Source organism: Simiduia aestuariiviva, assembly GCF_014192475.1.
GTDB classification, from domain to species: Bacteria; Pseudomonadota; Gammaproteobacteria; order Pseudomonadales; family Cellvibrionaceae; genus Simiduia; species Simiduia aestuariiviva.
On sequence record NZ_JACHXZ010000001.1, the window covers coordinates 763,156 to 785,302 of the forward strand.

Below are 22,147 nucleotides of genomic sequence, written 5' to 3' on the forward strand. Positions count from 1 at the left end.
CAAGGGCGTTTATTGCGTTTTTTCTCAGAAAAGTGCCAAACGCCCCTCGTTTTTTTTGACCTATTGGGGCGCCGGCAGCAGAATGCTCGAACCCTTCTCAGAACTGGCGATAAGCGCTGGGTAGGCCTATTCATAAGGAGAAAAATAATGAAGCAATGGCAATTGATTCGCAGGGGTTTGCCCCTGTGTGGTTTGGCGCTGACGGCACTGTGTTTCCAGTCGTGCAGTCAGCAGCCCACGGCCCCCGTCGCCCAGCAGCAGCCGAAAACGGTGACGGCGCCGCACGGTGCCGAGCGCATGGATGAATATTATTGGCTGCGCGACGACAGCCGTGCAGATCCGCAAATGTTGGCCTACTTACATGCGGAAAATGCCTATGCCGACCAGCTGCTTGCCAGTAGCGCGCCATTGCGAGATCAGTTGTATGAGGAGTTTGTCGGTCGCATAAAACAGGATGATGCGAGCGTCCCCTACCTCAAGCATGGCTACTGGTATTACAGCCGCTACGAGACCGGTAAAGATTACCCCATTGTTGCCCGCCGCAAGGGCAGCATGGAAGCTCCCGAGGAAATTCTGCTCGATCAAAATGCCATGGCGGCCGGCCGCGATTACTTTAAGGTGGGCAATTGGGAGGTCAGCCCCGACAACCAGTGGTTAGCCTGGGCGGAGGACACCAATGGTCGCCGCCAATACACACTGCGGGCGAAACGAATCGCCACGGGCGAGCTGCTGCCGGATGTGGTGACTGGCGCGGCGGCCAATATGTTGTGGGGCGACGACAATCGCAGTCTCTGGTATGTGGAAAACGACCCGATCACTCTGCTCTCCAAGCGGGTGAAAGTGCACAAGATGGGCACGCCCACCGGCGATGACACACTGGTGTATCACGAGCCAGACGATAGCTTCTATATGGGCATCGGGCGCACGCGCTCAGAGAAGTATATTTGCATTGGCGTCCAGAGCACCGTGAGCAGCGAGCAGCGGTGTACACTGGCGTCCGACCCAGGCGAATTCCATGTGATCGCCGCGCGTCAGCGGGATCACTTGTATGAAGCAGACCACTTAAACGGTCGCTGGGTGATCAAGACCGATTGGCAGGCGCCCAATTCCCGCGTGATGGTGATGAATGAAGGCCAGTGGAATCAACCCGAACGCTGGACGGAAATGATTCCCCATTCCGACACTGTCCTGATTATGTCGGTGACACTTTTCGATGATTTTATTGCCGTGGGTGAGCGCTCTGAAGGTCTGCGACGCATTCGCATTATGCGCCCACAGCAAGCCAATGAGTGGGTGAGCTCCGACGAGCCCGCCTACACCATGGGCGTCGATGTCAATCCAGAGGCGAGTTCAAAGTGGTTGCGTTACAGCTATACGTCGTTAACCACGCCCGAGCGCATTTACGAGGTCAATATCGACACGGGTGAGCGGCGGTTGTTGAAGGAAGAACCGGTACTGGGGGATTTTTCTGCCGAAAATTATGTCACCGAGCGCTTGTGGGTTGATGCGCGCGATGGCACTAAAATTCCGGTGTCGATTGCATATCGCAAGGGCTTTAAAAAAGATGGCAGCGCGCCTTTGTTGCAGTATGCCTACGGCAGCTATGGTTCCAGCTCTGACCCACGCTTCGGCATTACGCGCCCGAGCTTAATGGATCGCGGCGTGGTGTTTGCGATTGCCCATATTCGCGGCGGTCAAGAGATGGGGCGCAGCTGGTATGACGACGGCAAGTTGTTTAATAAGATGAACAGCTTCACTGACTTTATTGATGTCACGCGTGAACTTGTGGCTCAAGGTTTCGCCGCGCCCGATCGGGTTGCTGCCATGGGTGGCAGTGCCGGTGGACTATTGATGGGCGGTGTGGCGAATATGGCGCCGGCCGATTATCGGGTGATGTTGTCGTTGGTGCCCTTTGTGGATGTGGTCACCACCATGCTAGACCCAAGTATTCCGCTGACCACCAATGAGTATGATGAGTGGGGCAATCCCGAACAGACAGCCTTTTATGATTACATGTTGCAATACTCGCCTTACGATCAACTAGAAGCGAAGCAGTACCCCGCGATGTTTGTGGGCACGGGGCTGTGGGATTCACAGGTGCAGTATTGGGAACCCGCTAAGTATGTGGCGCGTTTACGTCGTTTGAAAACGGATGACAATCCACTGGTATTCCGGGTCAATATGGAAGCGGGGCACGGCGGTAAATCGGGCCGGTTCCAGCGCTATAAAGAATCGGCAGAGTATTTTGCGTTTATGCTGCAGCAGTTGGGTGTCGCGCCGTAGCGCGTTGGCGCAGAGCGTCTTATAGCAGAGCGTCGTATAGCAGAGCAGGAGTAAGTCGCGCTGGCATTGATGCTAGCGCGGTTGCGTATTTTCTTAGCCTAGTGGCTGTGCATTGTCTAAGTCACGCTGCGCAACAGCAGGTGCGCACTCTTGCGTGCAGCGACCCAAAAAAACGCCGTCATGTTGACGGCGTTTTTTTGGGGGGTCTACACGGTTTTCTAAATGATTTAGGCGAGTGATTGCCAGAAGGTAAATAAGATTAACAGCGGGCAAATGACCTTTACGTAGAACGGCCAGATTTTCCAAAACACGCCTTGTTCCAAGTTGTCATGGCCTTGTTTCAATTCTTCCAGCAGTTGATTGCGTTTAAAAATCCAACCGCAATAAAGACAAATGGCCACACCTAACAGCGGCTGGGAATATTTGGTGGTTAGATCGATAACAAAACCAAACAGGCTGCCGAAGTTAAAGATGATTAGGGTTGAAATTGCGAAGATGCTGCCGCCAATGGCAAGTGCTGCCAGCGGTCTGCGAATCTGGAAACGCTCGACGGCTAGCGATACGGGCACTTCCAGCATGCTGATGGAGGAGGTTAGCGCGGCGATAGTCATCAAGGCAAAAAACGCGAGTGCCACAAAATCTCCGGCACCGCCCATTGAGTCAAACAGTGGCGGTAGCACTTGGAAAATAATGTCGGAATCACCAATCAAATTGCCGGCGGCATCGGTGATGTTAATGCCCGCTTCCTTGGCCACAAACATGGCCGGCAAAATCAGCAGGCCCGCAATAAAGGCGATACCCACGTCCACCACGGTAACGATGGCTCCCATGCGGGGCAGGCTTTCCTCTTTCGAAAGATAGGAGCCGTACACCAGCATGGTGCCCACGCCTAAAGACAGCGAGAAGAACGCTTGCCCCATGGCGCTGATAATGAGTTTGGGTTCGAGCACGCGACTCATGTCGGGCATCAGATAGACGCGCAGTCCCTCCATGGCGCCGGGTTGGGTTAATACGTAGACAATCAGCAGTACTAACAGGCCAACCAGCATCGGCATCAAGCGGCTAGACCATTTCTCGATACCGTCTTGCACGCCGCTGGAAATGATGAAGAGCGTGAGGCCCGCAAACAAAAAGCTGGCAATTAAATTGCGCTCCACGGACATGCTGGTGAGCCAGTGGGTGGCATCGTCCATACCGGTCATGTCGGTGACAGAAGCCGCCAAGTAGCAAATCATCCAGCCGGCCACAATGGTGTAAAAGCTGAGGATCAAACTGGCGGTCAACACACCGTATAAGCCAGTAAAGCGGCCTAATCTGCTCAGCAGGGGTTTGTCGCTCAGGCCACCTAGGGCTGTGACAATATTGGCGCGCGCGTGGCGACCAATCACCAGTTCCGCCATTAGTGCCGGATAGGCCAGCACAAAGGCCAAAACTAAGTACACCAGCACAAAGGCGGCGCCGCCATTGCTTGCGGTTTGGGTGGGGAAACCCCAGATATTGCCCAGGCCCACGGCGGAACCTGCCGCAGCCATAATGAATCCGAATCGGCTTGAAAACTGACCTCTGGGTGCACTCATGAACCTGTCCATCTTTCATTTATTATTGTGAAATGCAGAGCGTTTAGGCTCCGCTACAGCGAGCACCTTGTTACAGCAAGGTGCTTAAGTAAAACGGCTGAGGTGGCGAATGCCGCAAGTCGCAGGGCGCGAAGATTGGGACTGAACTAGCGGTTGTGGTCGCGCACAACGCGCTGCTTTTCCCGGTTCCAATCGCGCTCTTTTTCGACGTTGCGCTTATCGTGCTCGGCCTTACCCTTGGCCAGCGCCACGGCGGCTTTGACCAGGTGGTTCTTCCAGTAGAGTGCAGTGCAAACGACCGTGTAGCCCTTTTGCTCGACCCCCTGTTGCAGCTGCGCCAATTCTCGTCGATTGAGCAACAGCTTGCGTTTGCGACTGGGCTCTGCCACATAGTGGGTCGAAACCGACTGCATGGGAGAGATCAGCGCGCCCATCAGCCACGCTTCGCCACGGTGAAACTGGACAAAGCTGTCCACTAACTGGACCTTGCCTGCGCGCAAGCTCTTTACTTCCCAGCCTTGCAGCTCAAGACCAGCCTCGAACTTTTCGCTCAGGGCATAGTCGAAGCGCGCCTTTTTATTTTGCGCAATGGTGTTGTCTGCGGGTTTTTTCTTTGGTTTAGCCATAGGGCGGCGATTATATAGGGGTGCGTGATGGAGTGCTACAAGGCGAACGCGCTCGGCTGAGCCAAGCGCGTTCATGTGGTGGGTAGCCTTAGAAGCCGATGCTGGCCAGCAGCGAGCGGCCAAAGAACTTGATGGCGACGGTATTGATGAAGATCAACGCCAAGATCAGCGGGATAAAAGTACCCAGTGAAAAGTTCATGTAGCGCTCAAGGAAGGAGCCTTTAAAGCCGTCATCACCGGTTTCAAGCTCCTCGTTGAGGTTGGACTTCTTCCAGCGATAGATGACAAATAGACAAATTAGCAGGCCATTGAGCGGCAGAATCGTGTCGTAAAAAATGTCATAGACCACATCAAACAGCGACTTGGGCGAGCCTGCATAATGTACGAATTCCGTTAGCCAGCCCACCATGCCAAAAGATGCGGTACAGGCGATGGTGAACACAACCATACCGATATTCAGTATCAACAAGGCCTTTTTACGGCTGTAGCCTTTTTGGTCTACGAGGCTTGCCGCGGGCACTTCGATGATCGACACCAAGGAGGTTAGGGCTGCGAAGAACACCAACAAAAAGAAGACGCTGGCGACGACGCTGGCACCCATGTAGCCAATGCTGGTTTGCAGAGCCAGAAAAATCTTCGGCAAGAAAGTGAAGATAAGGCTTACCGAGGAATCTGACAGCTGGGTTGGGTCGGTCTCGGGGTTAAAGCTGAAAATCGCAGGCAGGATCATTAGTCCGGCGCAGAAGGCCACACCGGTGTCTGCCAAGGCAACCATTTTGGCAGAGCTGGTAATAGAGCTGCGCTTATCCATGTAAGAGCCGTAGGTAATTAAAATACCCATACCGAGACTGAGCGAAAAGAAGGCCTGACCCAGGGCGCCGCTCACTACCGGCCCGGTGATTTTACTGAAGTCTGGGATCAGGTAGAACTTTAAACCGGTCATCGCGTTATCGCGTGTGAGCACGAAAATCACCATGCCGATGAGCATCATAAATAGCGCGGGCATTAGGATCTTAGCGCTGCGCTCGATGCCCTCTTTAACGCCGCCCACCAAAATGAGGTTGACGATAGCCACCACAATGGCGAGGTGGATGAAGATGTTGCCATTGTTGATGAACGCACCAAAGGTGGCGGGGTCGGCAAGCACATCCAAGTCACCGGTCACGGCGCTGAATAAATACTCAAATAACCAAACCGTGATTACCGTGTAGAAGACGGCAATCATGAAGGGCGTGACGGTGGACAGCCAGCCGGCGATGCCCCACATGCGGTTGCCGTGGGTCAGGCTGGCATAGGCGCCCAGCGGACCCTTTGCGGAATGGCGACCCGTGGCCAATTCGGCCATCATCACAGGTAGGCAAATTACGAAAACGAAAATGGCGTACATCAGGAGGAAGGCGCCGCCACCATTTTTCGCGGCGTTGACGGGAAACCCCACCAGATTACCAATGCCTACGGCGGAGCCCGCGGCGGCAAGAATAAACCCTAAACGGGAACCGAATTGCTCTCTGGGTGCAGTCATAGATGTCACTTCTTCTATTATTTTTTGTTACGTATTGTGGGTGCCAAGGTCAGGATCTGGCATCAAGGAGACGATCTTAACAGCCTTTGCCGCAAGTCGGCACTGGTCGCCGCCGTTAGCAATGGCTAGAATGCCGTTCCTTTAGTGTTCCCAGATCCACGGTGGCGAACGTATGGCCAAAATAGAGCGCAGTGCGCTGGTGCGCTTTTCCTGTGAACAGATGTTCGCGCTGGTGAACGATGTGGCGCGCTATCCAGAATACATGCCCGGTTGTGTTAACGCCGAGGTGTTGTCGCAAACCGACGCCTCGCTCTCGGCCAGATTGACCCTCAAGGCGGCCGGTATTGAGCAAAGTTTTGTCACCTGTAATCAGCTGCAGCCACCTGAGCGTATGGATATGGCCTTGGTAGAGGGGCCGTTCAAGCGATTTAATGGGTGCTGGCAATTTTTGGCGCTGGGCGATTTGGGCTGCAAAGTCATCTTTAGTGTTGAGTTCGAACTCAGCAATGGGTTGGTGGCGCTGGCTGCCGGTAAGGTATTTGAATCTGTGGCATCGCAGCAGGTGGATAGCCTGTGCAAGCGGGCCGAGCAACTCTATAAAGCTTGAGGGGGTAGGATGCCAGATCGTGATTTAATTCGGGTGGAGGTCGCCTACGCGCTGCCGACGCAACAGAAAATCATTGCGTTATTGGTGGAGCCGGGAACCACGGCCTACCAAGCGGTCGTGCGCTCAAACATTGTCGAACATTTTAAAGACCTGGATATCGAAACCGCCAAAATGGGTATATTTGGGCAAGCACTGGGTACCAAGGGGCTAAAGCCCGCGCGTGAACACGAGTTGCAAGAGGGGGATCGCGTCGAGATCTACCGGCCACTGACCGCCGACCCTAAAGAGGCCCGTCGCCGGCGCGCGGAAAAGGCGAAAACAGGTGATAGCTAACCCTGCTTCACTCGAGTCATACAAAACAAAAGGCCCGCATGTGCGGGCCTTTTAGCATCAACCGAAGCCGCTATTGGTCGGTGGATATTGTATCTTCTGCGGCCTGTGCGGCGGTTTCTTCAGCCTGAGCGGCCTCATCTGCAGTTGGCAGCGCTTCTGTGTCTTGTACCGGCGTTTTGCGGTAATCGCCTTCAAAGCGCGCCAGCTGGTCGCCATCAAAATAGACGGTGAAAAGGTTTTTCTTGGTTTCGCCCTTTGGGTCTTTTAGCGTCCAAATATAGTCCCAGCGATCGGCGTGAAAGGTGTCTTCCACCAGCGGGGTGCCCAGCACAAAGCGCACTTGGCGACGGGTCATGCCGGTTTGCAACTGTTCTACCATCTCCTCAGTGACGATGTTGCCTTGCTGTACGTAAATTTTGTACACGCCAGGGAATTGAAAGTAGCTACAGCCACCGAGCAACAATAGGCTGCACAGGAGGGCGGTTTTAAGGGTGGTCAGGTGCGCAACGGCGGCGCGGAACAGGGACAACATCGTAGGGCTTCCACAAACTTGAGCGAACGGGGATAATACCGGACTCGCCAGATACTGCATAGAGGATGCTAGATGACTTCAGAAAATCAGGAATTGCGCAAGGCTGGCCTAAAGGTCACGCTGCCACGAGTGAAAATTTTGCAGATTTTGGAGTCTGATGGCAGTCACCACTACAGCGCTGAAGAGGTCTACAAGGCGTTGTTGGATCAGGGCGAAGACGTGGGTTTGGCGACTGTCTACCGCGTGTTGACGCAGTTTGAAACGGCGGGGCTGGTGACGCGACACAATTTTGATGGCGGCCATTCTGTGTTCGAAATCGATCGCGGCGATCATCACGACCACATGGTGTGCATGGAAACGGGCAAAGTGATCGAGTTTCACAACAGTGAAATTGAAGCCCTGCAGGAAAAAATTGCAGCGGAACATGGCTATGAGCTCACAGACCACAATCTTGTGCTGTACGTAAAGCCGATAAAGTAGGTGTGCACACCCTTTACTAAGCATTGTAAAAAAGGCCGCATTAGCGGCCTTTTTTGTGGTCTGGTCCCCGTGTTAGCGGGACCCGTAGCCGCGCTACTGGGCCATGGCCAGCATCTCGCGGGCGTGGGCTCGCGACTGCTCGGTGAGCTCCACGCCGCCGAGCATGCGCGCAATTTCCTCCGCTTTTGCGTCGCCTTCGAGCGCCACCAAGGTCGATTGGCTAGCTGCTTTTCGGTTGGTTTTACGCACTTGCAGGTGCTGGTGGGCCTTACTGGCTACCTGCGCAAGGTGGGTGACACACAACACCTGACCGGATTTGCCCAGCTGGCGCAGTAGGCGGCCCACAATATCCGCTGTCGCCCCGCCAATACCCACATCAACTTCATCAAAAATGAGCGTGGGTATGGTGGATTTGTTGGCCATACACACCTGAATGGCCAAGCTGATACGCGACAGTTCACCGCCCGAGGCCACCTTGGCAAGACTGCGATGGGGTTGGCCGGGGTTGGTGCTGACCAACACCTCAAGCTCCTCAAGCCCGCTGGCACTAGGTACACATTCGTTAAACGCAATTTCAATCGAGGCGTTGGCCATGGCCAGTTGCTGCAGTTGTCGATTCACTGCTCGCTCCAAGTGCATGGCGGCCTGACGGCGTTGTTGACTCAGCTCCAGGGCGAGTTTGCGGTATTCCGCTTCAGCCTTGTGGGCGTCTGCGGCCAATTGGTCGAGATCCACATCACCGCCGGACAGCTTGGCCAGCTCCTGAGCCAGTGACTGGTGTAGCTCACACAAATCCTGTGGGCTGACGCGGTGCTTTCGGGCAATTTGATAGATTGCGTCGAGCCGCTGCTCCAGCCATTGGAGCCGCGCCGGGTCGGCGTCAAAGCTGTCGATGTGTTGGTCGATGGCGTGCTGGGCTTCCTCCACCTGTATTTGGGCGTTCACCAGCAGTTGCTCTGCCTCCAGCAGATGCTCGGTTTTGTCGGGCAGACTGCGCAGCAGTTGTAAGCCCTTGTGGAGGTTTTCGAGCAGGCCCTGTTCGTCGTCGTTACACAGGGTTGCCAGCTGGTGGCTGGCGGTCATGACCGATTCGGCATTGGCCAGTTGGCGGTGCTCGGTTTCCAGCGCATCCAACTCTTGAGGTTGCAGGTCTAGCTGATCTAACTCTTCTACCTGATAGCGCAGCAGTTGCGTGCGGGCGGATATTTCAGCATCGTTTTGCTGGCGCTGTTGAAGCTGCTCCTGCAATGACTGCCAGTTGCGCCAATGGGTTTTGACCGCTTGATACAGGCTGGTGTGGCCACCGTAGAGGTCAATGAGTGCGCGCTGATGATCTTTTTTTAGCAGCCGCTGGTGGGCGTGCTGACTGTGGATGTCGATCAGCAGCTCGCCCAAGCTGCGCAACTGGGTAAGCGTGGCGGACTGGCCGTTAATGTAGGCACGCGATCGACCGTCAGCACTGATTGTGCGGCGCAGTATGCACTCACTATCGGCCTCGAGTTCATGGCTGCTCAGCCACTGGCGGGCCTTGGCGAGTTGACTGACATCAAAGGTGGCTGAGATGTCGGCGCGGTCGGTGCCGCTGCGCACCTTGTCGGCATCGGCTTTGTCACCTAGCGCCATACCTAGCGCATCAAGCAGCAGTGATTTCCCGGCGCCGGTTTCACCGGTGATGGCGGTTAGGCCCTGATCCAGTTCCAGCGCTAATTGGTCGACGAGGGTGAAATTGTGAATGCTGAGATGTGTGAGCATGGTGGGGCTCCTGCGGTCTTTGCTGTGTATTTATACAGTAAAAATCGCTCTATGCAATCCCTGTGTGAAATTTCCCTTGAATGTCCGGTGAGAGGCCCCATATAGCCTGCAATGTTTTTCTGGCGTCGCAGCGCCGACCTCGACTTAATTGGAGCAACCCACAGTGACCACTGAACAAGACAACCCCCAGGTAGATCAGGCACAAGAAGCACCCCACGTAGAGGCCGTTGATACCTCTGAGAACCCTGCTGATACGCCTGAGGAAAACAGCCTAGAGGCCCGCGTGGCGGAGTTGGAAGAAGCATTGCAGCAGGCAAAGGACAACGCGCTGCGGGCTGCGGCAGAGGCGCAAAATGCGCGCCGTCGCGCCGAGCAGGACGTTGAGAAAGCCCACAAGTTTGGCCAAGAGAAGATTGTGTCAGACATGTTGGTGGTGGCCGACAATCTTGAGCGCGCGCTGGCGTCCGTGGAGGGCGCCGACGAGCAGTTTAAGCCCGTGACTGAAGGCTTGGAGCTGACCTTGAAATCCCTCATCGACGGACTCAAGCGCCACCAAGTGGTCCAGATTGATCCCAAAGGCGAGCCCTTTGACCCGCAATTTCATCAGGCGATGACCATGGTGCCCAACCCTGACATGGAGCCAAACACCGTGATGGACGTGTTCCAGAAGGGTTACATGTTGCATGGCCGCCTAGTGCGACCCGCAATGGTAGTGGTGTCTAAAGCGCCAGAATAAGGCTGAGAAAATACCTTGGTGGGGTTGAAAATCTGTCAACAGCGCCAATATAGACAGCAAGTAGCCGGCAAAGCGCAAACGCAGCCGCGAAACCTGACCAACATTGAATGTCACTGGCGCAGTCAGCGACGCACGTTAAAGAATTTTACGATTAAGTAACTGGAGAATTTTCATGGGTAGAATCATCGGTATCGACTTAGGCACCACCAACTCTTGTGTGGCTGTGCTTGACGGCGACAAGACGCGCGTCATTGAAAACGCTGAAGGTGATCGTACTACGCCCTCCATTGTAGCCTTTACCGATGACGGTGAAGTGCTGGTGGGCCAGAGTGCCAAGCGCCAGGCTGTCACCAATCCCCACAACACGCTGTTTGCCGTGAAGCGTCTGATCGGGCGCAAGTTCACCGACGACGTGGTGCAGAAAGACATCAAAATGGTGCCCTACAAAATTGTTGGCGCCGACAACGGTGACGCATGGGTAGAAGTGAAGGGCGACCGCAAGGCCCCCCCACAGATCTCTGCCGAAGTGCTGAAGAAAATGAAAAAGACCGCCGAAGACTATTTGGGCGAGTCTGTGACCGAGGCGGTGATTACCGTACCGGCCTACTTCAACGATTCTCAGCGTCAGGCCACCAAAGACGCCGGTAAAATTGCCGGTCTGGAAGTGAAGCGCATCATCAACGAACCTACCGCAGCGGCACTGGCCTACGGTATGGACAAGGTGAAAGGCGATCGCACCATCGCGGTATACGACTTGGGTGGCGGTACCTTTGATATCTCTATCATTGAAATTGCCGATGTTGATGGCGAACACCAGTTTGAAGTGTTGGCGACCAACGGTGACACCTTCTTGGGCGGTGAAGATTTTGACCTGCGCTTGATCGAGTACTTGGCAGAAGAGTTTAAAAAGACCAACGGCATCGACCTGCACAGCGATCCGCTGGCTTTGCAGCGTCTGAAAGAAGCCGCTGAAAAAGCCAAGATTGAATTGTCTTCTAGCCAGCAGACCGAAGTGAACCTGCCTTACATCACTGCCGATGCGACGGGTCCCAAGCACTTGGTTGTGAAGCTGACGCGCTCGAAGCTTGAGTCGCTGGTTGAAGAGTTGGTTAAGCGCTCAATGGAGCCCGTCAAGCAGGCCTTGGCTGACGCCGACTTGTCCGTTGACGAAATTAACGACGTGATTTTGGTGGGCGGTCAGACCCGTATGCCACTGGTGCAAAAATACGTGACCGATTTCTTCGGCAAAGAGCCACGCAAAGACGTTAACCCAGACGAAGCGGTAGCCATTGGTGCGGCTATTCAGGGTGCGGTGCTGTCTGGCGACGTAAAAGACGTATTGCTGTTGGACGTTTCACCCCTGACCTTGGGTATCGAAACCATGGGCGGTGTGGCTACGCCACTGATCGAAAAGAACACCACTATTCCCACCAAGAAGTCGCAGGTGTTCTCGACCGCGGAAGACAACCAAACGGCAGTGACCATTCACGTGGTACAGGGCGAGCGCAAGCAGGCGTCGCAGAATAAGTCGCTGGGTCGTTTTGACCTCGCAGACATTCCACCTGCGCCGCGCGGCATGCCACAAATTGAAGTGACGTTTGACATCGACGCCAACGGTATTTTGAACGTGAGCGCGAAAGACAAGGCCACCGGCAAAGAACAGTCTATCGTCATCAAGGCTTCTTCGGGTTTGTCAGACGATGAAATCGAGAAAATGGTGCGAGATGCCGAGGCCAATGCCGAAGCGGATAAGAAGTTCGAAGAAGTTGTTACCGCTCGCAATACCTTGGACGGTTTGATTTCCGCCACTAAGAAAACCCTCACTGAGGCGGGCGACAAGGCTACCGACGAAGAAAAGGCCGCCATTGAAGCCGCATTGAAAGAGGCGGAAGTTGCGGTGAAAGGTGACGACAAGGCGGCGATGGAAGCGGCGACTCAGAAGTTGACCGAAGCCTCTGGCCCCGTGGCGCAGAAGATGTATGCCGAGCAAGCACAGGCCCAGCAAGCTGCTGGCGGTGCGCAGGCCGGTGCCGATCAAGCTGATGCCAAAGCCGATGACGGCGTAGTCGATGCCGAGTTTGAAGAGGTGAAAGACGATCAGAAGTAAGTGTTGGCGTTAGCCAATTCTGTTGATCGAAAGTAACAAGGCGCGGCTTGTCATGAGTCGCGCCGTTGTTTTAACCGAAGTGCATTAACCCGTACGAGCCAACATTGCGCGCGTACCCCAACAAGTTACCAAACCTATGTCTAAACGCGATTATTACGAAGTGCTGGGTGTTGAACGCGGCGTCGATGAAAAGGAATTGAAAAAGGCCTATCGTCGAGTTGCCATGAAGTATCACCCCGACCGTAACCCGGACGACAAGAGCGCCGAAGACAAATTCAAAGAGGCCAGTGAGGCCTATGAAGTGTTGTCGGATAGCCAGAAACGCGCCGCCTATGATCAATACGGTCACCGCGGCGTTGAAGGCATGGCTGGCGGTGGCGGCGGTCAGGGCTTCGGTAATTTCTCCGATATTTTTGGCGATGTGTTTGGCGATATCTTTGGTGGCGGAGGCGGCGGTAGAGGTCGTGGCGGTCCAGCGCGCGGTTCCGATTTGCGCTACACGTTAGATCTCGATCTCGAAAGCGCTGTAAAAGGCACCACCGTAAAAATTAAAGTGCCAACGCTAGTGGCGTGTGAGCCCTGTAACGGTAGCGGCGCTAAGAAAGGCACTAATGCAAGCACCTGTACCACCTGTGGTGGCGTCGGACAGGTGCGCATGCAGCAAGGTTTTTTCTCTGTTCAACAAACTTGCCCCAACTGTCGCGGGCGCGGCACAATCATTACCGATCCCTGCACCAGCTGTCACGGACAGGGTCGCAAAGAAGAGACGCGCACGCTGTCGGTTAAGGTTCCACCCGGTGTGGATACGGGCGATCGAATTCGTCTGTCAGGCGAAGGTGAGGCGGGTGAAGCCGGTGGGCCACCTGGGGATTTATATGTGCAGGTCCACGTAAAAGACCACGCAATTTTTGAGCGCGAGGGTCGCAATCTTTACTGTGAAGTGCCCATTAGTTTTGTCGACGCCGTCCTCGGTGGCGAGCTTGAAGTGCCCACGCTCGATGGGCGGGTCAAGTTAAAAGTGCCGGCTGAGACTCAAACTGGCAAGATGTTTCGTTTGCGCGGCAAGGGTGTAGTGCCTGTGCGCGGCGGTGCTGCGGGTGACTTGATGTGTAAAGTCGTGGTTGAAACGCCCGTCAATTTGTCGAACAAGCAAAAACAAATGTTGCGCGATTTCCAAGAAACAATGGGCAACAGCAAGCACTCACCTCGTCAGAATTCCTGGTTTGAAGGTATGAAAAATTTCTTCGGTGATATGAAGATATAGTGCAAGCGCTGCCGATTTTGATTGATTTTTTTAATGTTAAGGATGTTGCATGACCATTAAGCTAGCCGTCACCGGAGCTGCTGGGCGCATGGGCAAAATGCTCATTGAGGCAATCGCCAGTGCCGACGGCGTGGAGCTGTCGGCGGCTGTGGTGCGCGCCGGTTCAAGTTTGGTGGGCGCAGATGCTGGCGAGCTCGCCGGTATTGGTAAAAATGGTGTGCGTTTAGTGGGCGATTTGCATGAGGTGGTTGACGACTTTGATGTGTTGATCGACTTTACGCTGCCGAAGGCCACCCTTGAAAATGTGGGCATTTGCGCCGATGCCCACAAGAAAATTGTCATAGGCACCACGGGTTTTACTGACGAACAAAAAAGTGAGTTGTTAGCGGCGCAGGATGCCACCGCCCTGTGTCTGTCGGCCAACTATGCGACGGGCGTTAATGTCTGCTTTAAGTTGTTGGCCCAGGCCGCGAAGGTGTTGGGCGATGACTACGATGTTGAAGTCTATGAGGCCCACCATCGCCATAAAGTGGATGCGCCATCGGGTACCGCACTGCGCATGGGTGAAGTATTAGCTGACTCGCTCGGACGCGATTTGAATCAGGTCGCCGTCTACGGTCGCGAGGGGCAAACAGGCGCGCGCGCGCGCGATACCATCGGCTTTGCCACAGTGCGCGGCGGAGATGTGGTGGGCGACCATACGGTGATGTTTATGGCCGATGGTGAGCGCATTGAAATTTCACATAAGGCGTCATCGCGCATGGCGTTCGCACGGGGTGCAGTGCGCGCTGCCGAGTGGCTCAATGGCCGAAAATCGGGGCTGTTTGATATGCAAGACGTGCTCGGCTTGCGTTAAATATCCACCGAATGCCCTTCAGTTGCCGTCACCTCTTAGGGTGATGGCACCGCTATACCCTTCTAGACTCACAAATCCTCTCACTCTGTCATTTGGTTATTTTGCCAGCGCTGACTATGCTCAATAGTACCTGTGGCTTTTAGCCTAGCTGCGGGCAGTGATCTGGCGATGACTGATTCAAGTCGCCAATTCCGATTTCGTTAAAGAATTAGATTGCGGGTTCGATAACCTGATTGTCCGGCAAGCGAGGGGCGGTTGGAACCGACACCTATCTAAGTCTGGCGGTGGTGTGCAAATAACCGAGGCTTACCGGCCGGGTGCAGTGCAATTGGGGCGCGTAACAACAAGGTGCAATGTAGATGAATATGTTTAGTATGTCATTGAAATGGAAGGTATTTTTAGGAATTACAGTCACCAGTTTGATGGCGGTGATCTTGTCTAGCACCCTGTCCGTTCGCGCTGAGGTAGAGCGCGTTGAGGCGACCATTCAGTCAGACACCCAAGACCTCGCCGAGATCATCGGCAACGCGACCGTTGGCGCCATTGCCTTCGGCGACAGCGCATCTGCCCGGGACATCCTCGGTAGCCTGCAACAACAGGGGCGGGTGCTGGGCGCCGTGATCTACGGTGAAAACGGCAAACCCTTTGTGTGGTATGAGCGGGGCGTGAAAGGTGCTGATAAGCCACCATCAATTGCTCCGCGCTCGCCCGGCAATTTGGGTATATCGGTGCACGATGATCGCGTCGACGTAATGGCGAGTATTCAGGCTGATGGCAGCAAAGTAGGCACTATTTATCTGTCCGCGAGTCTCGACGAGCTCAATAAAGCGGTGGCTGCGGCAATCTGGGGTGCAGTCAGCACGGTGATTATTATTGGCATATTGTCAGCTGTTATCAGCTTCATTTTGCAGGCGGGTATTGTCGGCCCCATTAATAAGGTGGCGGAAGCGCTTGAAGACATCGCCGGCGGTGGGGGTGATTTAACGCAGCGTCTGCCCGTTAACTCCGATGATGAGGTGGGGCGCCTGTCGACCGCGTTCAACACGTTTGTCGATAAGGTGCATGGCATTATTGCGGACTTCTCCGTTACCGCCACCGACTTGAATCAGCAGGCCAATACACTTTCGGGCACCGCAAAGGAAACGGAGCGCGGCGTAGTGCGCCAGCAAACCGAGATCCAGCAAGTGGTTACCGCGGTGCGGGAAATGGCTGAAGTGGTGGGCGATGTCTCCAACAATGTATCGCAAGCGGCGGCCAATGCTGAAGAGGCGGATCGTCAAGCGAACAGCGGCAAGGGTGTTGTGTCGTCCACGGTGACCAAGATTGAAGGGTTGGCGCGCGATATCAACGCCGCCGCCGAGGTTATCGACAAGCTTCGTTCAGAGACTGAAAGTATCGGTAGTGTGCTCGATGTGATTCGCGGCATCGCCGAGCAAACCAATCTTTTGGCCCTGAATGCGGCCATCGAGGCGGCGCGCGCAGGTGAGCAGGGGCGTGGCTTTGCCGTGGTGGCGGATGAAGTGCGGACCTTGGCATCCAGAACCCAAACGTCCACCCAGGAAATTCAAGTGATGATTGAGCGCCTGCAAGCGGGTGCTCGCGAAGCTGTGCAGATGATGGATAAGGGCACCGGGCAGGCCGGGGAATCGGTAACCCAAGCAGAAGAGGCGAGTCGTGCATTGGATGCGATTACCGCGGGTGTTGGCTCCATTAAAGACAAAACCAATCAAATCGCTAGCGCTACGGAGGAGCAGTCGGCGGCGACCCGAGAAATGGAGCGCAATATGGAAAATATTGCGGGTGTAGCCCGTCAGGCTTCCGAAGGCTCTATGGAGATCGCAGCCAGCACAGCACGATTGGCAGAAATGGCGGCGAGCATGGCCAGTATTGTTAAGCAGTTTAAGGTTTAGTGGCACGGGCTTGCTGAAATTCACTTAAATTGCGCGTGGACAGAATGAGGTGCTTTCCGTAAAATGCGCGGTTAAGTTGGTTAAGGTCAGAGCAGGGCAAATTCGCCCGTCGGCCGCAGGGGATCTTTCGAGATAAGACCGAGATAAGACGTTGAAAAAGCGAGATGAGGCAGAGGTTTCATCTCGCTTTTTTGCAACCTGCGGTGCACTCCTAATACGGATTATGATGCGATCGTCGCACAACGTGCTGTAAAAAGCGCGGTTGCCTTGCTCAACTTGAAAAAAGTCAGAATGCCAGCCATTGCCTAGGAGGTCGACTTGTCTACTGGTGCCCCACGTCCCGCCATTCTCGTTCTTGAAGACGGCAGTATTTTTAAAGGTACAGCCATTGGCGCTTCAGGCGCTTCCGTAGGTGAGGTGGTGTTCAACACCGCCATGACGGGTTACCAGGAGATTTTGACCGATCCCTCCTACGCCCGACAAATTGTCACCTTAACCTATCCCCATATCGGCAACACCGGCACCAATAGTGAGGATGCCGAATGTGATCGCGTGTGGGCTGCAGGTTTGGTCATCAGAGATCTACCGCTGCTAGCGAGCAACTTCCGCAGTGAGCAATCCCTGCAGGATTACCTTGCCGAGCGCAATGTGGTTGGTATTGCCGATATAGACACCCGCCGGCTGACGCGCATCTTGCGCGATAAAGGTGCGCAAAGTGGCTGCATCATGGCGGGCGATGTCGATATCGAAACGGCTCAGGCACAGGCCAAAGCGTTTGGCGGCTTAAAGGGCATGGACCTGGCAAAGGAAGTCACCGTCGACAAAGCCTACCCGTGGACTGAAGGCTCCTGGACGCTGGGCGAGGGTTTTAGCACACCCAGTGAAAAGCCCTACAAGGTGGTGGCCTATGACTACGGCGTCAAACGCAATATTTTGCGGATGTTGGTGGATCGCGGTTGCGATTTGACCGTGGTGCCGGCCCAAACCTCGGCTGCTGAGGTTTTAGCGCTGCAGCCGGATGGTGTATTTTTGTCAAATGGTCCGGGCGACCCGGAGCCTTGTGATTACGCCATTGAGGCCATTACGCAGTTGCTGGCAACGGACATTCCGGTGTTTGGCATTTGTTTGGGGCACCAGCTGTTGGCGCTGGCCAGTGGCGCCAAAACCGTAAAAATGAAGTTTGGTCACCACGGCGGCAACCACCCGGTGCAAGATCTGGCATCTGGCAAGGTGATGATTACCGCGCAGAATCACGGTTTTGCCGTGGATGAGGCATCCTTGCCCGCGACCTTGCGCACAACGCACAAAAGTTTGTTCGACGGATCTCTGCAGGGAATTCATCGCACAGACAAGCCTGCGTTTAGCTTTCAAGGGCATCCAGAGGCGAGTCCTGGGCCCCACGACGCGGCCCCATTGTTTGACCACTTTATCGAATTGATGGCAGCGCGTCGCTAGGCGCACACGCCCAACACTCTTTCAAACTATTAAGCTTCAGGCCAAACAGCAATGCCAAAAAGAACTGACATTAAAAGTATCCTGATCCTCGGCGCCGGCCCAATTGTGATTGGTCAGGCGTGTGAATTTGACTATTCCGGCGCGCAAGCTTGTAAAGCCCTGCGTGAAGAGGGCTTCCGCGTTATCTTGGTGAATTCCAATCCGGCCACCATCATGACCGACCCCTCAATGGCTGATGCCACTTATATTGAGCCCATTGAGTGGCAGACAGTGGCAGCCATCATTGAGAAAGAGCGTCCCGATGCGGTGTTGCCTACCATGGGCGGGCAAACAGCATTGAATTGTGCGCTGGCACTGCACAAGCATGGCGTGCTTGAGAAGTATGGCGTCGAACTGATCGGCGCCAATGAAGAGGCAATCAATAAGGCGGAAGACCGCGAATTGTTTGATCAGGCCATGAAGCGCATTGGCTTAGAGTGTGCTCGCGCGAAAATCGTGCACTCCATGGAAGAGGCCAAGGAAGTCCCGAAAGAGTTTGGTTTTCCCTGCATTATTCGCCCGTCGTTCACCATGGGCGGTTCCGGTGGTGGCATCGCCTATAACTGGGAAGAATTTGAAGAAATTTGTGCGCGCGGCTTGGATCTATCACCCACCAATGAGCTGCTGATCGATGAGTCGCTCATTGGTTGGAAAGAGTATGAAATGGAAGTGGTGCGCGACAAGAACGATAACTGCATTATCGTCTGCTCCATTGAAAACTTTGACCCAATGGGCGTGCACACCGGAGACTCTATCACTGTCGCACCGGCGCAAACATTGACCGATAAAGAATACCAAATCATGCGCAACGCCTCGGTGGCTGTGCTACGTGAAATTGGTGTGGAAACCGGTGGTTCCAATGTTCAATTCGCTGTCGACCCGGCAACCGGCCGCTTGGTTGTGATCGAGATGAACCCCCGCGTATCCCGCTCCTCGGCACTGGCGTCAAAGGCGACCGGTTTCCCCATCGCGAAAATTGCTGCGAAGTTGGCGGTGGGTTATACGCTCGATGAATTGCAAAACGAAATTACCGGAGGCGCTACCCCCGCGTCCTTTGAACCGTCGATCGACTATGTGGTTACCAAAGTCCCTCGGTTTACCTTCGAAAAATTCGGCGATGCCGATGCACGCCTCACAACACAAATGAAATCTGTGGGCGAAGTGATGGCCATTGGCCGCACATTCCAGGAGTCGGTGCAAAAGGCGCTGCGCGGCCTGGAAGTGGGCTCCGCGGGCTTCGAGCCCATCGTCAACCTCACCGACAGTGATGCCCTGACTCAAATTCGCCGCGATCTGACCACGCCCGGTGCTAAGCGCATTTGGTACGTGGCGGACGCATTTCGCGCGGGCATGACGGTAGCGGAAGTATTTGAAGCGTCATTTATCGACCCCTGGTTCTTGGTGCAGATTGAAGACATCGTGCGCACGGAAAAAGAATTGGAGTCCATGGCCTTGTCATCCATCGATGCCGATAAAATGTTTGCGCTTAAGCGCAAAGGCTTTGCTGACAAGCGCCTAGCGACACTGCTAGGCGTGACCGAAAAAACATTCCGTAAGCACCGTCATGGGTTGAACATTCATCCGGTATACAAGCGCGTGGATACCTGTGCTGCGGAGTTCTCTACTTCGACCGCATACATGTATTCGACCTACGAGGAAGAGTGTGAAGCGAACCCCTCTGATCGCGATAAAATTTTAGTGCTTGGCGGCGGCCCCAACCGCATTGGTCAAGGTATTGAATTTGATTACTGTTGTGTGCACGCCGCGTTGGCAATGCGCGAAGATGGTTTTGAAACCATCATGGTGAACTGCAACCCCGAAACCGTATCTACCGATTTTGATACCAGTGACCGATTGTTCTTCGAACCGGTCACGCTGGAAGACGTGCTGGAAATTGTGGCCCTCGAAAAGCCTAAGGGCGTTATTGTTCAGTTTGGCGGCCAAACGCCGCTTAAATTGGCGCGCGCACTCGAGGGGGCGGGGGTGCCCATTATCGGCACGCCGCCAGAGGCCATCGATCGCGCTGAAGATCGCGAGCGCTTCCAGCAAATGGTTATCCGTTTGGGTTTGAAGCAACCTTCAAACGCCATTGTGCGCTCCACTGAAGAGGCGTTGCGCGCCGCTGAAGCGGTGGGCTATCCCCTCGTGGTGCGCCCAAGCTATGTGCTTGGCGGCCGTGCAATGGAAATCGTGTATAACGAATCCGAACTTAAACAGTACATGCGCGAGGCTGTACAGGCCTCAGACGACGCCCCAGTTTTGTTGGATCATTTCTTAAACAATGCCATTGAGGTGGACATTGATGCCGTGTCTGATGGCAAGGAAGTGGTGATCGGCGCGATCATGCAGCACATTGAGCAGTGTGGGGTTCACTCCGGTGATTCGGCCTGCTCTTTGCCGCCCTATTCGCTCGACAAAGAAGTGCAAAACGAAATGCGCGAGCAGGTGCGCAAAATGGCCCTTGAATTGGGCGTTGTGGGGCTAATGAACGTGCAGTTGGCCTACCAAGACGGTGAAATTTACGTCATCGAAGTGAATCCTCGCGCCTCGCGTACGGTTCCCTTCGTGTCAAAGTGCATCGGGGTATCATTGGCGAAGGTGGCCGCGCGCTGTCAAGCTGGTCGCAGTTTGGCCGACCAAGGATTTACCTCAGAAATCGTCCCCAATTTTTACAGCGTGAAAGAGGCGGTATTCCCCTTTAATAAATTCCCCACCGTTGATCCGATTCTCGGTCCTGAGATGCGCTCGACAGGCGAGGTGATGGGTGTCGGTGAAACCTTCGCTGAAGCCTTTGCCAAAGCTCAGCTGGGGGCTGGCGATGAATTGCCCACCAAGGGGCGGGCATTCATTTCAGTGCGCGACTTCGATAAAGATGGCATGCTCACCGTGGCCAAAGAATTGGCAGATCTCGGCTTTGATTTGGTGGCAACGCGCGGTACTGCGGCTGTGATTCAGGCTGCGGGAGTGCCCGTGCAGATCGTCAATAAGGTCACCGAGGGGCGCCCCCATATTGTGGACATGATCAAGAACGATGAAATCGACCTGATCATTAACACCACAGAGGGCAAGCAAGCCATTAAAGATTCGGCGTCAATTCGCCGAGGAGCAGAGGGCCACCGTGTTTATTACACCACTACGTTAGCAGCAGCCGAGGCGCTGTGTGTCGCGTTGCGTTTTGGTTTAAAAACGGAAGTTCGCCGCCTGCAAGATTTGCATAAGAGGATTCATGCATGACCAAATATCCCATGACTGTAGCGGGTGCCGAAAAGCTGCGCGTAGAGTTGGAACACCTCAAAAAAGTTGAGCGGCCACGCATCGTCAGCGCCATCGCAGAAGCCCGCGAACACGGCGATTTGAAAGAGAATGCGGAATACCATGCAGCCCGCGAGCAGCAGGGTTTTTGTGAGGGTCGCATTCAGGAGATTGAAGCTAAATTAAGCAATGCCCAAGTGATTGATATCAGCAAAATACCCGAGGGTGACAAAGTCATCTTTGGTTCTACTGTGGATATCCTAAATTTGGAAACTGACGCCGTTCAATCCTATAAAATTGTGGGTGAGGACGAGGCGGATGTGAAAGCGAATATGATTTCCGTTACCTCACCTATCGCGCGCGCGTTGATTGGTAAAGAGGTGGGTGACGTCGCGCTAGTGCGTACGCCGGCGGGCGAAGTCGAGTATGAAATCGACGCGGTGCATTATCGGTAGGGTACATGGCGCCCTGAAATGGGCGCCATAGTCTTACTTATCGAAGAATATTTGAAAGTTTGGCGTTGGGCTCGCGAGCGGCTCTGAAAATCAGCGCAATTTTTCCAATCTCTTGGATGACTTCGGCTTTGGTGGTTTTGCACAGGGCTTCAATGGCCGCTTTGCGTGATTCGCGGTCGTTAATGGCGATCTTAACTTTGATGAGCTCGTGATCTTCCAGCGCTCTATTCAGCTCTTCGAGCACGCCTTCAGAGAGCCCTTTTTCGGCGACCATGACCACAGGTTTTAAGTTGTGGCCGATTTGACGGAATTGTTTTCTGCGCTCTGCACTGACTGGCATATAAGATCCTGAACTGTCTAA

Annotated in this window: 18 protein-coding genes; 12 read left to right on the plus strand and 6 right to left on the minus strand. The window is 54.5% G+C overall.

The window, feature by feature from the left end; genetic code table 11:
* Positions 1-147: 147 nt before the first annotated feature.
* Positions 148-2,283 carry a S9 family peptidase gene (locus tag FHS30_RS03480; protein WP_183908342.1) on the plus strand — a complete coding sequence of 712 codons (2,136 nt, stop codon included), beginning with the start codon at positions 148-150 and terminating at the stop codon, positions 2,281-2,283.
* A gap of 227 nt (positions 2,284-2,510) precedes the next feature.
* Here FHS30_RS03480 and FHS30_RS03485 read toward each other — a convergent pair whose 3' ends face one another.
* From FHS30_RS03485 to FHS30_RS03495, 3 genes are all read right to left on the minus strand, one after another.
* Complete coding sequence (locus FHS30_RS03485; RefSeq protein ID WP_183908344.1) at positions 2,511-3,860, minus strand: sodium-dependent transporter; 1,350 nt, start codon at positions 3,858-3,860, stop codon at positions 2,511-2,513.
* 146 nt (positions 3,861-4,006) lie between these two features.
* The gene (gene smpB / locus FHS30_RS03490; RefSeq protein ID WP_183908346.1) at positions 4,007-4,486 is read right to left on the minus strand and encodes an SsrA-binding protein SmpB; all 480 of its coding nucleotides are present in this window, start codon (positions 4,484-4,486) and stop codon (positions 4,007-4,009) included.
* A gap of 88 nt (positions 4,487-4,574) precedes the next feature.
* Complete coding sequence (locus FHS30_RS03495) at positions 4,575-6,008, minus strand: sodium-dependent transporter (RefSeq protein ID WP_183908348.1); 1,434 nt, start codon at positions 6,006-6,008, stop codon at positions 4,575-4,577.
* A 172-nt stretch (positions 6,009-6,180) separates the two neighbouring features.
* Between FHS30_RS03495 and FHS30_RS03500 the strand changes: the two genes are divergently transcribed.
* Entirely contained in the window at positions 6,181-6,615 is a 435-nt protein-coding gene (locus FHS30_RS03500; RefSeq protein ID WP_183908350.1) for a type II toxin-antitoxin system RatA family toxin, read from the plus strand.
* 9 nt (positions 6,616-6,624) lie between these two features.
* Positions 6,625-6,948 carry an RnfH family protein gene (locus tag FHS30_RS03505; RefSeq protein ID WP_183908352.1) on the plus strand — a complete coding sequence of 108 codons (324 nt, stop codon included), beginning with the start codon at positions 6,625-6,627 and terminating at the stop codon, positions 6,946-6,948.
* Positions 6,949-7,018: 70 nt separating this feature from the next.
* Here FHS30_RS03505 and FHS30_RS03510 read toward each other — a convergent pair whose 3' ends face one another.
* Positions 7,019-7,480, minus strand: coding sequence for an outer membrane protein assembly factor BamE (locus FHS30_RS03510; RefSeq protein ID WP_183908354.1), 462 nt, complete (start codon positions 7,478-7,480; stop codon positions 7,019-7,021).
* A 72-nt stretch (positions 7,481-7,552) separates the two neighbouring features.
* Here FHS30_RS03510 and fur point away from each other — a divergent pair, with 72 nt between their 5' ends.
* Positions 7,553-7,960, plus strand: a complete 408-nt coding sequence (gene fur, locus FHS30_RS03515; RefSeq protein ID WP_183908356.1) for a ferric iron uptake transcriptional regulator — start codon at positions 7,553-7,555, stop codon at positions 7,958-7,960.
* Positions 7,961-8,053: 93 nt separating this feature from the next.
* Here fur and recN read toward each other — a convergent pair whose 3' ends face one another.
* Positions 8,054-9,712 carry a DNA repair protein RecN gene (gene recN, locus FHS30_RS03520; RefSeq protein WP_183908358.1) on the minus strand — a complete coding sequence of 553 codons (1,659 nt, stop codon included), beginning with the start codon at positions 9,710-9,712 and terminating at the stop codon, positions 8,054-8,056.
* A 163-nt stretch (positions 9,713-9,875) separates the two neighbouring features.
* Here recN and grpE point away from each other — a divergent pair, with 163 nt between their 5' ends.
* The 8 genes from grpE to greA all read left to right on the plus strand — a co-directional run bounded on the left by grpE (position 9,876) and on the right by greA (position 21,786).
* A complete protein-coding gene (gene grpE, locus FHS30_RS03525) occupies positions 9,876-10,448 on the plus strand; it encodes a nucleotide exchange factor GrpE (protein ID WP_183908360.1) in 573 nt (190 codons plus the stop codon).
* A gap of 172 nt (positions 10,449-10,620) precedes the next feature.
* Positions 10,621-12,555 carry a molecular chaperone DnaK gene (dnaK, locus tag FHS30_RS03530; RefSeq protein ID WP_183908362.1) on the plus strand — a complete coding sequence of 645 codons (1,935 nt, stop codon included), beginning with the start codon at positions 10,621-10,623 and terminating at the stop codon, positions 12,553-12,555.
* 136 nt (positions 12,556-12,691) lie between these two features.
* On the plus strand, positions 12,692-13,819 hold the full coding sequence (dnaJ, locus tag FHS30_RS03535) for a molecular chaperone DnaJ (RefSeq protein ID WP_183908364.1): 1,128 nt from the start codon (positions 12,692-12,694) through the stop codon (positions 13,817-13,819).
* Between the two features lie 49 nt (positions 13,820-13,868).
* The gene (gene dapB, locus FHS30_RS03540; protein WP_183908366.1) at positions 13,869-14,675 is read left to right on the plus strand and encodes a 4-hydroxy-tetrahydrodipicolinate reductase; all 807 of its coding nucleotides are present in this window, start codon (positions 13,869-13,871) and stop codon (positions 14,673-14,675) included.
* Positions 14,676-15,034: 359 nt separating this feature from the next.
* Positions 15,035-16,585, plus strand: a complete 1,551-nt coding sequence (locus FHS30_RS03545; RefSeq protein WP_183908368.1) for a methyl-accepting chemotaxis protein — start codon at positions 15,035-15,037, stop codon at positions 16,583-16,585.
* Positions 16,586-16,903: 318 nt separating this feature from the next.
* Positions 16,904-18,040 (plus strand): glutamine-hydrolyzing carbamoyl-phosphate synthase small subunit, encoded by a 1,137-nt coding sequence (carA, locus tag FHS30_RS03550; RefSeq protein ID WP_183908369.1) that lies wholly within the window; start codon positions 16,904-16,906, stop codon positions 18,038-18,040.
* Positions 18,041-18,091: 51 nt separating this feature from the next.
* The gene (carB, locus tag FHS30_RS03555; RefSeq protein WP_183908371.1) at positions 18,092-21,313 is read left to right on the plus strand and encodes a carbamoyl-phosphate synthase large subunit; all 3,222 of its coding nucleotides are present in this window, start codon (positions 18,092-18,094) and stop codon (positions 21,311-21,313) included.
* Positions 21,310-21,786, plus strand: a complete 477-nt coding sequence (greA, locus tag FHS30_RS03560; RefSeq protein ID WP_183908373.1) for a transcription elongation factor GreA — start codon at positions 21,310-21,312, stop codon at positions 21,784-21,786. Before carB ends, greA begins: the two co-directional genes overlap by 4 nt.
* Before the next feature lie 37 nt (positions 21,787-21,823).
* On the opposite strand, the gene yhbY is transcribed toward greA, so the two are convergent.
* Positions 21,824-22,126, minus strand: coding sequence for a ribosome assembly RNA-binding protein YhbY (gene yhbY / locus FHS30_RS03565; RefSeq protein ID WP_183908375.1), 303 nt, complete (start codon positions 22,124-22,126; stop codon positions 21,824-21,826).
* Positions 22,127-22,147: the final 21 nt, after the last annotated feature.